The organism is Limibacter armeniacum, from assembly GCF_036880985.1.
Lineage (GTDB): Bacteria > Bacteroidota > Bacteroidia > Cytophagales > Flammeovirgaceae > Limibacter > Limibacter armeniacum.
The window spans coordinates 165,382-180,988 of the sequence record NZ_JBAJNO010000009.1 but is presented as its reverse complement, the minus strand read 5'-3'; the positions used below and the strand labels follow the sequence as shown (position 1 = coordinate 180,988).

Genomic DNA, 15,607 nt, shown 5'->3' with positions numbered 1-15,607 from the left:
TAGATTGTATAGTTCTTTTCGTAGTTAGTAAAGATGCTGAAAATCAACACTCAAAAAATGTAAGCATTGTGCATTATAAGTGTATAGAAGTCATTTAGGTGAAAATCCTCAATAATGTGGCTTGAAATGCTATTGAGACGTGTTGCTGTAAGGAAATGATAGGGAAATGTAAAAAATACAATTATTTCTCCCTCATTGCTTGCATATGAAAAAATACTTCGCTTTATTTGAACATCCTAACCAATAAACACCACAAACACATAGATAAACACATAGACATTCAGAGCTAAGACATGTAGAAAGAGCGAAGTCCACGACTTCGCTTTTTTTTTTGTTTATAACCTTTTGTAACAAACCATCTTCATAAGATGATGAATGGATGTTTAAAGCTTGATTATTAGTTATTTCCAATTTTATTTTGAAATAAGAATAAAATTACGAAATTAAACTAAAGAGAGATTTTTTTATCTAATTCAAAGTGAATCAGGTTTCTGCCTGATCTTGCCCCGAAAGTGATTGATGTTTAAAAGCAATGGTTGGAGTTGACTCAAATAGGGTAGGGGCAAATAGAAAAAGAAAAGAACACATGTATAAATCATAGGAGATTACGGATACTTCAAAGTAAGTGTCTTCAACCTCTTGTGAATATATTAGGCTTTGTGCCAAACGATTATGAACTTTTTCTAACCCAAAACAAAAACCATAGTGATTGATTCTGCTCTACAACATTTCAAAGCGAAACGCTACAATCAATCGATAGCCCTTTTGCGGCAATCGATTAAAGATGATAATGCTGAGGTCGAAACCTACCAGCTGTTGGCGAAGTGCCACTTTGCCAAGGGTAACCTCAATGCTGCTGTAAAGACAGTCCGTAAAGGGCTTCAGAAGTTGGGTGAAACACCGGCTCTTTGGGAAAGTCTTTTGTCATACAACCGTCGTGTGAAGCAGTTGGAGGATGCCTTTCGTGAAATCAGTAAAGGACTTCATACCTCTGCCAATATTAATTTCCTTCGGAATAATATCCGTCAACTTATCGAACACCAATGTTTTGAGGAATCTATTGTACAGTTGAGAAGGGCTACTGAGGTTCGAAAACACAAGACAACGACAATCTTATGGATTGGACAGTACTTGAAAGAAGTTTACTTTTCTCCGTATGCAGAAGATTACAGAGAACATTTTGATGAACTGTTGCTTGATGAGATACTTTTCTATTACCTGAAAAGCTGCAAGATGTTTGAGAAAGGTTTTGGAGAGGTGCAAAAAGCCAGACAAAAGTTGGATATGATGATATAAGAAATCCCCCTTCTGCTAAAATGCGAGAAGGGGGATTTTAATTTTATAACACCTTGATGTGTCAAAGATATTAATTGCTCTTGTTTCGAAGTTTCATCCATCCAAATGCAGCTCCCAAACATAGAAGTCCTACAATGATAAAGGCGATGGTTTTTTCAACAAGACTGAATCCAGACAGGTCGAAAAGGAATAGCTTCAGAGCACCACTCGCTAAAAGTATTAGCTGTAGCCTGTTAAGGAATTGGTAATTAGGTTTAGTAGTATGGAAAAGTATCAGAATTCCATGTATAACCAGTAATACAGTAAATGCAGGGTTTGAAAAATGTATACCTAAGTAGTTAAGTACAAGTGCGTAAGTGGCAACTAAGGTGATGTTGAAAACCCACAAAGCGACTTTTTGCCCATTTTCCTTTAGCCAAGACTTTTTACCATATGCAAATCCTAAATAAGCGATATTCAGAAGTGCAGTGATAAAGACTGAGGTAAATGTAATTGGTGTACTATCAAATACAACCCACATGATAGCCTTGAGCGTTACCAAAGCCCCAAACAGTCCTGTCATGATCCAGAAGTACTTATACAGGCTACCTTTGACAATGGTTAGCTGTTTATGTGCTAATGCAATCATTAGAGAAGGTACGAGTGTTACCAGAATAGCTTGGTATAGATTTCCTGAATATTCCCAGAAGACAATACCTCCCACGATAGGAACGTAATATACAGCTACTCTCAGTAACCCTTTCCATTCTGCTGCTTTCTCGTTGTAACTCATTTTATACCCTTTCAGGTAGAAGAAAAGTGCAGTCAAAATAATAAACCCACTGAGTACATTAATCCATATCAGCTCCTGTCTCATAAGTATAGTCAAAAGCGCAGTGATTAAGATAAAGTAAGTTTGGATACGGTAGACATTCTTTTGGAATACCTGATACAGTATAAAGCTACCAAGCATACCAACCCATAGGCCAGTGTTCATCAAGTTAGGGAGATGCCTGTTGAAGGACCCGATGATAGCTATTGGGATGATCAGGTACGCTACAGTTTGGAGGTGTTTGCTCCAGTGTTTTTTATCCTGGAGTATGTATTGGAAGTAATAACGGATAGACCACATCACTAACCAGCTCAAGATAGCTGCTGTTTTACCGTAAGCTGGTTGCTGGTGGAATACTAATGCCTCAGACTCCCCAATCCCATAGAAGAAGCCAACAAGTATCAGAGCACCTGAAGCCCAACCTAGTAAGTTGATTAGCTGTCTTTCCCGCTTATTACCCCAGTATAGAAGTGTCAGCATAGGAATTAGGAATGAACAGAATGCATACCTGTCCAAAAAGTAAAAAGCAGTAATGGCAAAGGTGATACTTGACCAGATAGCGAGTAACCCTTCCTGTAACTTTGCTATTTGTCTGGTGTCAATATCATTGATTTTTCTATTGAAATAGACCGCTATGCCTGCCATAAATGCAAAGAGTACCCCAGCTTCTATCCAATGTATAAAAGCTTCAGTAAATAATGCTCCTGTATAATCAACAGTTAGCATCGAGATAATAGCTACACTGCGGTACAGAATAGTAGCTACTGCCACTAAGTACAATAGCTGCCCTTGATTTCGGAGACTCTTGATGCTATATGCATAGCCAAAATACATAAGCAATAATGCTTCAGCTCCCCATACAATGCCTTTCAGAGATGGAGTGAACAGGAATTGGATACCAAGTGCCGTTAGCCCTGTAGCCATGGCTATCAGAATAGGAGTATACTTTTTTGAAAGTGTTTTCCTGAATTTGAGCAGTACAGTAATTGGTATTACAGCGTTAGCGACATAAAGCCAGCCAGCTGTATGCTCTTGAGGGCTAAGCAAGTAGATATTGGTTAGGAAAATTGCGAGGTTGGTTATGAGTAAGCCCAAGTTCTCTTTTTCAAGAGGACGTAGCTTTTTACCGTCAAACAAGCCAATGTAGATAAAGAAATAGGTAAATACATGTGCATAGATCAAGTATGGGAATGTGGAAGATGTTTGCTCCAAATCATTGAAGATAAGTTCCATTAAGACAACGCCTAGGGCAAAGCCCAAATAAGATATACTTTCCCATTTTATTCGCTTGCCAACATAGATAGAGGCAGATATAAGTAAAAGTAAATATACCAAGTAGCCGATTGGAGCTGATGATGATTCCAACATCATCGGAGCTAGTGCACCACCAAGTAATGTCAAGGTAGCCACAATGCGAGTCTCAAATCGGAAAGCGATAAACAGAGATAAGGAGGTGTTTAATAGAATAAGTAAACTTCCGAGCCATGAACTGTCATTGTTGTTGATGACAAAGGCAATGATGAGATAGTTCATGGATATCATCAAAGCCTGTATGGCAGAGGCAAACTCCTGATACCTTTCATCTTTATGGTGTAGTTTCTTACTCCATAGAAGTAACACTGATGTAGTGCTTCCTCCTAATATCAGTACAACCCATTCAGTACCTATATTGAAATACTGAGTAGCCACCTGTTGCAAAAGGAAACCTACGCCAATAATCATGGCTGCAAAGCCGAAGATAGTCAGGAAGAATACAGGTAGTTTCTTTTCTTCTTTGTAATGCAGGTATACGTCCATAAACCAATCCTTGAAACTTTCTAAAGGTCCAAAGCTTAGTAGGGCATTAAATAAAAGTGTACTAAGAGGAACGGCCTTCTTCTTAGGAGTTTTAGGTATGTGTGGAGTTACTATGGTCTCCACCTGAGCAGGCTCTTCCTGAGTTAAAGACTGCGCATCACTTGAAAAAATAGTTTCCGGTTGGGTTTCCTCTTGTGTAGGTAATGGAGTCTCCTCAACTTGCTCTTGTGAAGCTTTTTTAAGTTCAAGTGTCATTAACCTATCAGAGAGCAGTGTAATTTCATTTTGTATCTGCTCATATTGTCGGTTTGAAAATAGCTGCAAATTGGCTATTTCCCGTTTTAGCTCATTCAGTTCAAAATCCATGCGTTATGGTTTTATCCGCAAAAAATTTGGTTCATTCTATTTGTACACGAAATTGTTTAATAAAGGTTTGAAAAAAAGTTAAAATGAAGTTAAAGGTAGGAGGGGTAGTCTAGTGGTTTTTATTGACTGTAAATTAGCATTGAGATTACATAAGCGTGAAATTTAATTGAATTTAGAATTGAGTAGAAGTTAAATAACATCGATAAAGTTTATTAAAACAATTGTGGTATGTATGCACTTTTTGTAGTTGTATTAAGAATACTAACTTGCGGTAATCATTTGTAGTACAAGAAGTCCTCACAGGATTTATATGCAGGTGGTTAACTATCAATCTGATGTGTGTATTTTTTGATAATACCTAATCCTTTTAATAATGATCAAACAGTTTTATATCGTAAGACACGGGCAAACGGAATATAACCTTAAGCGCTTGGTGCAAGGGAAAGGAATTGATGCTGACCTAAATGGTTTGGGGCAGGAGCAGGCTTCCAGACTTTATGAAGCGTATAAACATATTTCTTTTGACAAGTGCTATACTTCCTCATTGAAACGGACAACACAGACGGTTAAACACTTTCTGGAGGCAGGGTTAGTATCGGAACCTTTGTCAGGTTTAGACGAGATGGGGTATGGGTTTTTTGAAGGAAAGGAGATTGACCTTCATAAAATCGATGGAAAAACAGTGTTGGACATTTCTAACGAATGGGAAGCTGGGAACTTTGAAGTCAAACCTTCAGGTGGAGAAAGTCTTTATGATGTTCAGCAGCGTGAACGTGAGGCATTTGATTATATCCTTTCAAATGAAGATGAATCCGTGGTGTTAGTTTGTATGCATAGCCGAGCTATCAGGATTTTGCTTTGTACGTTACTGGATTTGTCTTTTGACAGAATGAAGACTTTTGTACCAAAAAATACAGGAGTTTCTATTTTGAACTATGACACTGATACAAAGAAATTTGAATTGGAGTCCTTCAATATGGCTGACCACCTTAACGGAATCAAGGTGTAAACAACTTAGCTATAAACAAGAAAAGGAAGCGTCAGGCTTCCTTTTCTTAGTTTATGGGGCTGTGCATGACTAGCCATTCTGTAATACTTCCTAGAACAGTTGCTAGAATAGCCCAACCTAACCATTTGATTTGCTTTCGGTAAACATTCTCCTTGTCCATAAACTCTTGGGCGTGAGCTTCAAGAGCTGCCCTTCTGTCTACTTTAGTGACCGTAATGTAGACTTCCACTCCATCCTTGTTGTAAAGCTCCTTATTACCTACTGTAGTGTAAGGTGAAATCTGGCTCATCTCTCCAACCATTTGCAATATTCTCTGATGTGGCGGGTTAACTATCTTCTGAATACTAGGTTTATCATCACTTTTCAGAAACCGTCTAATAATCAGTAATAAAGCAGTTAGGAAAAAAAGTAGAAATACAATGGTCACCATCAGTTTCAAAAACACTTCCATCATGCTCTTTAATTTGGTTTATACTCAAATTTAGGAGCCCAGTCCGTAAAGGAAGTGAGGAGTGCTTTTGACTAACAAAAAAAGTGTAAAAATATAAAGTAAAGGTGTTGAATGGACTTGGGAAAATACTATTTCCCTTCACAATATTTGATCATGTATTTTTTGACTTCTTCATAACCAAACTCATATGCTTTTTCCCAGTCACGGCAGGCGCCTTCCCGGTTTCTTATACTGAACTTTGCCATCCCTCTATTTGAAAGTGCTCCATAATGGTGAGGGAATATTTTTAGCGTTGAGTTGTAGTCTTCAATTGCAAGTTGGTACTGTTTCATTCTTAGGAAAGTATTGCCACGATTGAAATAGTATAAGTAAAGGAGGAATGAGCTTTCTGTTTGTTCGCAAATTCGGATGGCATTGGTGTAGTCAGAAATGGCTTTTTCGTATTGTCCCATCTTCTGGAAAATATCCCCAGAGTAATAGAATATGTCAGAATTGTCAGGGAAGTGCCTTTTGGCTATGTCATAACCTTTTGAGGCAAGTTCGTAATCTTGGGACTGTAGACAAATATCACCAAGACTCAAGAAATAATCGATGTTAGTGGAATCGATTTCGATGGCTTTCCAGTAATATTCTTTGGCACTGCTGAGATCTCCTTCTTCTTGTAGAAGATGGCCTCTGCCACTCATGTCTTCAGCTCTAGGTTGAGTATTGAAAGTTTTGGCTTTAACAACTTCGTCTGATTGCGCATAGAGTGTTAAGGATATAGGTGTCAGTAGTAGCAGAATACAGATAGTCTTCATAAAGTGCAAATTACTATTTGATTGCTTATCAGGATATGGTAATTAGGGTAGCTTGTTTTTAAGGTAAAAAAAATCCCTTTAACATGTGGGAATTCGACACAATTTTATGGTGAAGATTAACTTGCGGTCTAGTACTGTCAATTGTTTAGCTCAATGACTATTCACACTTGTGATTGATGTAAATCATGGCTGTGTCAAGGTCGGTCTTGTCCTGAATGTAAAGTGTTCCAATAAGGCTTAGGGCATCTTGAAAATCTGGATTCCACATTAATGCTTTCTTACAATGATCAATCGCCTTGGTTTGCTGTTTTTGTGAAGCTAGAAGAAGTGCCAACTGATGATGGTAATGTGGATTCTGCGGATAAGTGGAAACCAGTTCTTCCAAAAGTATTCTGGCTTCATTGAGCAATCCTGACTCATTGAGCTCCATCGCTTTTCTGTAGAGAGGATGCCAGGTGTCAGAGTGAGGAACCATCATAGAGATGTGGACTGCATTTTTTGAAACATCAACATGTGGACGACTGCTGCCCAAAGTATATTTGTCTTCGAAATAAGCTTTTAGTGCATTTCTGTCCAGTAGGTATCTCTTGCTCTCAGGAAAGAGTTGGAAGAGAAAGTCGTTTATTGGGAGAGAGATAGTCATGGGAGGAGGTGGTTGATGACATAAGTGACTCTATATCCGAATATTTATATGTATTTAGTGCAGGTTTTCCTCTTTAACAAATGTTTTTATATAAAAATGGCTATTCAGCTTTAATTTTTTTGAAATAAAATAAAAACCCCTTTAAAACACTGTGAAACAATGCTTTAAAGGGGGTGTGAGGTGCGGTGAATTTTTATCGTAGTGTAATGACTGTTACACCTGCACCACCTCTGTCCGGATGTTCATCTGAAACGTTTTTGATACCTCCAAAAGTCTTCAGATGGTTTCTGACTACTTCCCTCAAAGCACCCGTTCCTTTTCCATGGACAATTCGTAAACTTGTTTGACCCAGCATGATAGCTGTGTCCATAAAGTCATCAAGCAGGAACATTACTTCTTCAGCTCTTTTGCCTCTCAGGTCAAGATTAGGAGAGAAGTCCACCTGTTTTTGGTGAAGGTTAGCCCCTGCACTTGTTGTTGAATAGCGGTCACGAGTTTCTTTGCGATACTCTTTTGAGCTGATACGAACAAGTCGGTTCAACCTGATGAAAGATTCCAATTCACCTATCATTACTCTGGCTTCTTTGCCATTGATCTCCATGATTTCACCAAAGGTTTCTTGGTCTTTTAGCTTCACCTTGTCACCGATGGTGATAGTGCCGCCAATGACTTCGTATTCCTTGGTCTTTTCAGAGAGTTTTTCAGGTTTTACCTTTTCCTTGAAGGAGTCAATATCCGCACGGAGTTTCTTTGCACGTTCCTTATCGGCTTGTGTCTCACGAATCTCCTTGATGGTATGCTCAATCTTTTTGTTGGCAGTTACCAGGAGTTTCTCCGCTTCAATTCGAGCTTTGTTCATGACTTTTTCCTTACTGGTCTCAAGTCTTGTTTTCAGGTGCTCGTATTTGTCTATTAACTGCTTTAGTTGGTTCTCTTTCTGCTTCAGTTGAAAGTTCTGCTCACGAAGCGTCTTTTTCTCGCTTTCAAGATCAAGTAACAATTGCTCCATGTTGATCTTCTTACGGCCAGCCTTGTGTCTGGCAATGTTGACCACTTTTTTCGGAAGACCGATCTTACCTGCGATTTCCAGTGCAAACGAGCTACCAGGCTGACCTTGCTCCAACTTGTAAAGAGGCTGAAGGTTTTCCACATCATAGCGCATGGCACCATTCATTAGCCCTTCTGTCTTGTCAGCGTAGAGTTTTAGGTTGGCGTAGTGCGTAGTGATCACACCAAATGCCTTTTGCCTGTTCAGCTGCTCCAAAATAGCCTCAGCAATGGCTCCACCCAGTTCTGGTTCCGTACCTGCTCCAAACTCATCAATCAAAATCAAACTCTTGTCGGATGATTTCTTGAGGAAGTGACGCATATTGGTTAGGTGAGAACTATACGTACTCAAGTCATTTTCTAGAGACTGCTCATCACCATAGTCCATAAACAGGTCTTCGAAAATACCCATTTTGGAACCTTCAACCATCGGTACTAACAGTCCACACTGAAACATGTACTGAATCAGTCCGACTGTTTTCAATGCAACGGACTTACCACCTGCATTGGGGCCAGAAATCAGTACAATCCTGCCAACTTCTTCATCAAGCTTGATGTTTTGGGCTACAACGGAACGGTCAGTATTTTTGTAACTCAAAACAAGGAGAGGGTGCTTTACATGGTACCACTCTACTTTTGGTTCAGCAACAAAGTCAGGTTTGATGGCTTCAAGTTCTACCGCTAATTTAGCTTTGGCACGGATAAAATCCATTAATCCTAAGTATTTGTTACCCCTAGTCAGGCTAGGGATTTCAGGGCGGATTTTATCAGTGAGTTTAGTCAGAATCCTCACCACTTCCTGACGCTCTTTCAACATCAGGTCCTTGATCTCGTTATTGAGGTTCAGCAGTTCTTCAGGTTCAATGAAAACCGTTTGTCCTGATGACGATGCATCATGGACAAATCCTTTTACTTGACGCTTGTATTCTGCCGCAACAGGAACCACAATCCTTCCTTCACGGACTGTAGGGTTAACATCTTCTTTAGCAAACCCTCTTTGCTTCAGGTTACGAAGTACACTTTCTACTTTATTTCGAATACTAGCCTGTTCTGCATTTAGTCTTGACCTGATGCGTTGCAACTCAGGGGATGCATTACTCTTGACTTTTCCTTTGTCATCGATGATCGCTTCAAGCTCACGCAAAAGTTGTCTGTCAAATTCAACAGTACTACTAATGGCAATCAGTTCAGGGTATTCACTCTTTTCTCTTCCTCTAAAGAAATTGAGACATTCGTCCAGTGTAGTGAAAGCACGTTTTAGGTCATACATTTCCTCTTCCAAAAGGAATGTGCCTTCCAATGATGCTTTACTTAAGTACCTGCTTACGTCAATATAGTTACTGACAGGGAAGTCATCTTCACCTGCCATGATTTTCATGAATTCATCTACCTGAGAAACCCTTTTGCGAATAAGGTCCTCTTTGGCGCTGAACCTGATCTTGTCAACCAGTTGCTTACCAACCTCACCGCTACATTTTTCTTTCAGTATTTCACGGATTTTATCGAATCCGATTTTCTCCTCTAAATTTCTCGGATAAAGCATTTAGTCTAATTCTAAAAATATTCTGTAAATATGCTCTATATGTCAGGCAGAGGTTTTTCTTTTGAAATAGGCGAAACCTCCGCAAAGAGAACAAAGCTACAAAATTTTCTAAAAAGGAAGTGTTTTTGACTCTTCATTCAGAATAGCTAAAAATAGATTTGAGTAGGAGCTTCATAAAAAAGGTGCATTAGAATGACTAACGCACCTTTTTGTTACTGGTTTTTAGAGTTCTGATGTGTGACTTTACTCCTTCTCTTTTCCTTCCGCTTTCATTTTTGCTTTCTCTGCCTTTTCCTTAGACCACTCCATGGAAGGGTCCATTTCATATGCTTTCTCATACATCTCACATGCTTTTTTGTAATCTCCTTCTTCCATAAAGTAATCCCCTTTGGAGTCATAAGGATTGGCTAGGTCAGGAGCAAGTGCTATATACTTGTCAAAGTGCTTTTTGGCTTTGTCCATTTTCCCTTCTTTCATAAAGATATAGCCAAGCATATTGTGGGGTGCAGCCTTGTCCTTGTAGCTTTCTGTAAGGTACTGGTAAATCTCTTTTGCCTGATCATACTGTTCATTTTCAAATGAAAAATAGGCAAGCTGAATCTGAACGATATAATCCTTTTGGTATTTCTCTGAGAGTTCATCTATCGTAGCACTGACATCTTTTAGAGGTCCACGGGTAGTGCCCCAAATGTCTTCTCGGGTAGATTTCCAGACTTGAGCAAGTTCCTGTTCATCTTCATTTGTACTGCTTTCGAGCAAATCCTCAAAGTGGCTTTTATTTTGGGAAGCATAAACAGAATCAAAACTCATTTTCATCATGGTTGCCATCAAGTTGTCTTTGTCAAGTTCCAAGGCTTGATCAACTAACTCTTTGGACCTGTCCATTTGCACATTGCTGCTGCATTCAATTGCCTCTCTTACTAACCTGTTTGCTTCTTCACTTCCAGATAAAGGCATTTCTTCTTGGGCATAAAGTGCAACAGGTATTGCCCAAAGCATTGCCAATATTTGAATGAAGCTTATAAGCTTTTTCATAGTATATTACTTTTTATCCTCTTCCATTTGCATTTTTGCTTTCTCTGCCTTCTCTTTTGACCAGTCCATTGTAGGGTCCATTTTGTATGCCTTTTCATACATCTCACATGCCTTTTTATAATCTTTTTGTTCCATGTAATAGTCCCCTTTGGAGTCGTATGGGTTCGCCTTGTCAGGAGCAAGCTCTATGTACTTGTCAAAGTGCTCTTCTGCTTTGTCCATCTTACCCTCATCCATGAATACATAACCAAGCAGGTTGTGAGCAGGTGCAAACTCTTTGTCACGTTCGGTAATAGATTCCAAAATGCTCTTGCACTTATCCTTTTGGTCGTTGTTCATAGCAATCATAGCCAATTGCAGTTGCAGGTAGTTGTCTTTTTCATACTTGTTGGAGAGGTTGTCAATATCCTCTTTGACATTGACAGTTGCACCTCTGGTTTTACCCCATTTCTCTTCGTTTGTGTTTCTCCACAAGCTGATTAGCGTTTTTTCATCATCATTACCCTGATCCATTAGATCGTCTAATCTTCCTTTATTCTGAACGGCGTAGTTTGAATCAAGACTCATTTTCATGAAGTTGGCCATTAAGTTATTGGGGTCAGCCTCAAGAGCCTGGTCAACTAGCTTCTCACACTTATCAATTTCAGCATTGGCTCTACATTCCATTGCTTCTCTGACCAATTTTGTTGCTTCATCTGATTCACCAGATAGCGGCATCTGGTCCTGTGCTACCAACAGGAGAGGACATAAAATCAAAAGAGAAATTACCAGTACGATGTTTAGGTGTGTTTTCATAGCGTTTTCATTTTTTTGCGTCTTTCAACTTCATTTTCGCTTGTTCGGCTTTTTCTTTTGATATGGTCATGGCAGGGTTGATTGAATACGATTTTTCAAACATTTCCAATGCTTTGGCATAATCACCTTTGGTCATGTAATAATCCCCTTGCGAGTCATAGGGGTTGGCAAGTTCTGGTGCTAAGGACAGGTACTTATCAAAGTATTTTTTGGCAGTATCAAGCTGTCCTTGTTCCATATATATATAGCCCAACATATTGTAAGGTGGCGCCATTTCATTGTTGCCTTCTAAGATGCTCTGAAAAATTTCAATCGCTTTGTCAACGTCATTCATACGTTTAGCAATTACACCCAGCTGCATCATTAGGTATGGATCACCTTTGTACTTCTTTGCGAGTTCATACAAGAGTGGCCGTAAGTTTCTAATGGCAATGCGTTCACTTTTCCATTGCTCTGACAAGCTTACATTTTTCCATAGCTTTATGAGTTTCTGTTCATCTTCATTTCCATTAGCCAGCAACTCATCAAATTGATTTAAATGTTGAGATGCATAGAACGGGTCCATGTCAATTTTCAGGAAGTTAGCCATCAAATTATCATGGTCTACCGTAAGAGCTTGGTCAATCATGACCCTGTATTGCTCCAGTTCAAAATTAGCTCTGCATACCATTGCTTCTTTGACTAGTTTTTCTGCTTCGTTGTCACCAGAAAAATCCAGTTGGTTTTGCGCTGATAGGGGAATTGAATTGAAAATGAAAACCAAGAGCAATATTGCTCTGATTAAATTTTGTACTACAGTATACATTCTATAGGTAAAACTGATTGGGTTACTGTATCCAGTTTGTCTAAGATTTGATTGAAATCTTTCACTGTTGTAACTGACTTTACTATTGAAATAGTTCTTTTTGATACTGAGGAGTGGATAATTTGATGAAGTCTCCAAAGTGGGGGAAAAGTAGGTGTTAGATCGTTAGGTGAATGCTACGGGGAATATCGTACAGTAAAAACTTAGGATGGTCAAATAATTTTCTTTCATAGGAATACGCTTCAATTTTATTACTTTAACATATGAAGAGTACCTTCGGTCTTACTTTTAATGTCATTTTGATTAATTACAAATTCATTATGAAACTGAACCTGAAATTAATTTTGATTATGGTCATGTCTCTAGTCATTTCTAGTACTATGGCACAAGGGAAAAAAGGCAGAGCAGGAAAAGGGCAAAGTCAAGCCCAGAATATTGAAAAAAGAATGGAAAGGGTGTCTATCATGATGGAGCAGCAACTGGCCTTAAACCAGCAGCAATCTCAAGAAATCAAGACTTTAAATGAGGAGTTTGCCATTGAACTGATCAAAGTGAGAGACAGTAACCTTTCAAAGGAAGAAAAGAAGTCTCAGGTGAAAGCTTTGGTGGATAAAAGGCAGGAGGATTTGCAGCAAGTCTTGGGAGATGAGAAATGGGAACAATGGAAGGAAAAGCGAAAGGAACTAGCTGAGAGACGTGCTGAAAAGATGAAAAAGGAAAAGAAAAGTAAAAAAGGAAAAAAAGCTTCAGGAGAGGGAGATGGATTGACAGAAGATGAAATTAATGAGATGTTAGAAGATTACTGATAATAAGTTAGTTATTTGTATTTTTTAAGGGTTTTGCTCACAAATATTTGGTTAATTTATTTCCGATTGAATTGAAAATGAAATGACGATTGTGAAGGTTGTTAACCCTTGAAAAAATTTTAATTTCTTAAGATTTTTTTTATCCCTTTTTATTTGGATAACCACAGGTATCGAGTTACCTTTAGCCAAGATTTATTAATGAAGTCCACAATTAGTACTGGGCATTTACTTGAATTGCTTTTTTAGTTTTTGGCATCTCTGCATTGTTCTTCCTACTAAAGCTGTCCTTTAAATTCTCTTGCTAGAGGGTCCTCATGAATAACTCACATCTTTAATTTTCTTTATTAAATTATTTTATTGAAATGAACATTTTTGTTGCAAAATTGCACTACGATACTACTAGCGAGGATCTGCAAGAAGTATTCGGTGCTTACGGTGAGGTTGATTCCGCAAAAGTTATCTTTGACAGAGAGACTGGTATGTCTCGCGGTTTCGGTTTCGTAGAAATGCCTAATGACGCTGAAGGTTTCAAGGCAATTGAAGGCCTGAATGAAACAGAACTGAATGGAAGAACAATTGTAGTGAAGAAAGCCAAGCCTAGAGAGGAATACAACAATCAAAGCAGAAGACCTTCATTTAGAGAGAGATTCTAATTCTATCGACGATAGAAAGTAAGAATAAATAAAAAGCCCAGAAGCAATTCTGGGCTTTTTTGTTTTATGAAATTATAATTCAGGAATGGTGTGCCGTGTTTTCTACTTCTTCCCTGAGCTTTGTTTTTAGAATCTTTCCTGTAGCATTCATTGGCAGGGTTTTTCTAATGTCTATAACCCTTGGGTATTTATGAGAAGCCATTTCAGCTTTTACCCATTCGAGTATTTCAGACTCAGATGCATTGGTGCCTTCTTTCAGTACGATGCAGGCTTTTACTTCCTCGCCATGCTTTTCATGAGGAATGCCAATAACAGCAGCCATCGAAATGGCAGGGTGGTTCATAAGGGTTTCTTCCACTTCTCTAGGGTAAACATTGTATCCACCCCTAATGATCATATCCTTAACTCTATCTACAATATAGAGATATCCATCTTCGTCCATTTTACCAATATCTCCCGTATGTAGCCAACCGTTATCCAAAGCTTTAGCAGAAGCTTCAGGGCGTTTGTAGTAACCTTTCATTACATTGAGGCCTTTGATCAAAATCTCACCTTTTTGACCAGTATTGGTTTCTTTGCCATTTTCATCTACAACCTTTACACTGACACCCCAAAGTGGTAATCCTACCGATCCAGGCTTTCTGATCTTATCCATAAAGTTGAAAGTAGCGACAGGACTTGTTTCTGAAAGTCCGTACCCTTCCAGAATGGTTGTCTGAAACTTGTTCTCAAAGTCCTTTAATACTTGAACTGGCAATGAGGACCCGCCAGCAGCACAGATTCTCAAGGTTTCTTTCAGTTTGTCTTTATAGTCGTCGGCTTCTGGATGGTTGAGTAGCGCCCAATACATGGTAGGAACACCGCAGAATATGCTGACACGATGTCTTACAAGTAGGTTCAGTACTGTTTCAGGATCAAACCTAGGAACCAATACTGAAGTGATTCCTTTTAGTACGGCAGCATTCATCTGTACCACTTGCCCAAATGAATGGAATAGGGGTAAGGTTATGAGACTAATGTCATCGTTCTGCATTGTTAGCAGGTCTCTGGAGGCTTGAGCATTTGAGAATATATTGAAGTGAGAAAGCTCAGCCCCTTTTGGTTTACCTGTTGTTCCTGATGTATAGAGAATGACAGCAGTGTCATCTGGATTGGTCATTTCCGTATCAAACTCTGGTGATTGGTTTTTCATCAATTCACTCAAAGTGGATACTCCTTTGATTGGTGATGGACTACCCGCTTTGGCAGACATCATAATAAAGTGTTCACAGGTTGGTGTCTTTTCAAACCCTGCATAACCTTCTTTGCTGATAGGCAGTTCAGCTGTACCTTCAAAACAGAAATATGCTTTTGCATCGCTATTGTCCAAGTGATAAGCTACTTCATCCTTTTTGAGTAGGACATTAAGTGGTACAACGATGGCACCTGTCTTCAAAATCCCATAATAGACCATAGGGAAATAAGGAAGGTTAGGACAACTAATGGCGACTTTGTCTCCCTTATTGATGCCCAAACTTCTGAGTCCATTGGCAATCTGGTTGGCAGCTGTATTAAGTGCAGAAAAGCTGATTCGGTTATCACCAAAGATAATAGCATCTTTTTGGGCAACCCTTTGTGCACTTTCTTCTAATATTATTGAAAGGTTAAGCATATAGCAGCAATGTAAATATTAAAGGTGTTTGAGTTGATTTAATAAATTAATGTAAAATATACACTTTTATGAATAATGGCTAGTCTGTCTCTGAAAATA

The 15,607-nt window shown here is 38.8% G+C and carries 13 protein-coding genes; 4 read left to right on the top strand and 9 right to left on the bottom strand.

The annotated features are described in order from the left end of the window. Window positions 1-705 precede the first annotated feature (705 nt). Window positions 706-1,296: a tetratricopeptide repeat protein gene (locus V6R21_RS18340; RefSeq protein WP_334245041.1), complete on the top strand. Its 591-nt coding sequence runs from the start codon at window positions 706-708 to the stop codon at window positions 1,294-1,296. 70 nt (window positions 1,297-1,366) lie between these two features. Here the strand turns inward: V6R21_RS18340 and V6R21_RS18335 are convergent, their stop codons facing one another. Beyond that, the gene (locus tag V6R21_RS18335; protein ID WP_334245040.1) at window positions 1,367-4,270 is read right to left on the bottom strand and encodes a DUF2339 domain-containing protein; all 2,904 of its coding nucleotides are present in this window, start codon (window positions 4,268-4,270) and stop codon (window positions 1,367-1,369) included. A gap of 373 nt (window positions 4,271-4,643) precedes the next feature. Here V6R21_RS18335 and V6R21_RS18330 point away from each other — a divergent pair, with 373 nt between their 5' ends. Continuing rightward, complete coding sequence (locus V6R21_RS18330) at window positions 4,644-5,279, top strand: histidine phosphatase family protein (protein ID WP_334245039.1); 636 nt, start codon at window positions 4,644-4,646, stop codon at window positions 5,277-5,279. Between the two features lie 46 nt (window positions 5,280-5,325). Here the strand turns inward: V6R21_RS18330 and V6R21_RS18325 are convergent, their stop codons facing one another. The 7 genes from V6R21_RS18325 to V6R21_RS18295 all read right to left on the bottom strand — a co-directional run bounded on the left by V6R21_RS18325 (window position 5,326) and on the right by V6R21_RS18295 (window position 12,398). Beyond that, entirely contained in the window at window positions 5,326-5,733 is a 408-nt protein-coding gene (locus tag V6R21_RS18325; protein WP_334245038.1) for a hypothetical protein, read from the bottom strand. Between the two features lie 125 nt (window positions 5,734-5,858). Further along, the gene (locus V6R21_RS18320; RefSeq protein WP_334245037.1) at window positions 5,859-6,530 is read right to left on the bottom strand and encodes a tetratricopeptide repeat protein; all 672 of its coding nucleotides are present in this window, start codon (window positions 6,528-6,530) and stop codon (window positions 5,859-5,861) included. A gap of 157 nt (window positions 6,531-6,687) precedes the next feature. After that, window positions 6,688-7,173, bottom strand: a complete 486-nt coding sequence (locus V6R21_RS18315) for a tetratricopeptide repeat protein (protein WP_334245036.1) — start codon at window positions 7,171-7,173, stop codon at window positions 6,688-6,690. 193 nt (window positions 7,174-7,366) lie between these two features. Then, the gene (locus V6R21_RS18310) at window positions 7,367-9,763 is read right to left on the bottom strand and encodes an endonuclease MutS2 (RefSeq protein WP_334245035.1); all 2,397 of its coding nucleotides are present in this window, start codon (window positions 9,761-9,763) and stop codon (window positions 7,367-7,369) included. A 243-nt stretch (window positions 9,764-10,006) separates the two neighbouring features. Next, a complete protein-coding gene (locus V6R21_RS18305) occupies window positions 10,007-10,798 on the bottom strand; it encodes a tetratricopeptide repeat protein (RefSeq protein WP_334245034.1) in 792 nt (263 codons plus the stop codon). A gap of 6 nt (window positions 10,799-10,804) precedes the next feature. Continuing rightward, window positions 10,805-11,593 (bottom strand): tetratricopeptide repeat protein, encoded by a 789-nt coding sequence (locus V6R21_RS18300; RefSeq protein WP_334245033.1) that lies wholly within the window; start codon window positions 11,591-11,593, stop codon window positions 10,805-10,807. A gap of 7 nt (window positions 11,594-11,600) precedes the next feature. After that, window positions 11,601-12,398, bottom strand: coding sequence for a tetratricopeptide repeat protein (locus V6R21_RS18295; protein ID WP_334245032.1), 798 nt, complete (start codon window positions 12,396-12,398; stop codon window positions 11,601-11,603). Window positions 12,399-12,718: 320 nt separating this feature from the next. Between V6R21_RS18295 and V6R21_RS18290 the strand changes: the two genes are divergently transcribed. Together V6R21_RS18290 and V6R21_RS18285 are read left to right on the top strand one after the other, a co-directional pair. After that, complete coding sequence (locus V6R21_RS18290) at window positions 12,719-13,204, top strand: hypothetical protein (protein ID WP_334245031.1); 486 nt, start codon at window positions 12,719-12,721, stop codon at window positions 13,202-13,204. Window positions 13,205-13,566: 362 nt separating this feature from the next. Further along, window positions 13,567-13,857, top strand: coding sequence for an RNA recognition motif domain-containing protein (locus V6R21_RS18285; RefSeq protein ID WP_334245030.1), 291 nt, complete (start codon window positions 13,567-13,569; stop codon window positions 13,855-13,857). A 79-nt stretch (window positions 13,858-13,936) separates the two neighbouring features. On the opposite strand, the gene V6R21_RS18280 is transcribed toward V6R21_RS18285, so the two are convergent. Beyond that, a complete protein-coding gene (locus V6R21_RS18280) occupies window positions 13,937-15,508 on the bottom strand; it encodes a long-chain-fatty-acid--CoA ligase (protein WP_334245029.1) in 1,572 nt (523 codons plus the stop codon). Window positions 15,509-15,607: the final 99 nt, after the last annotated feature.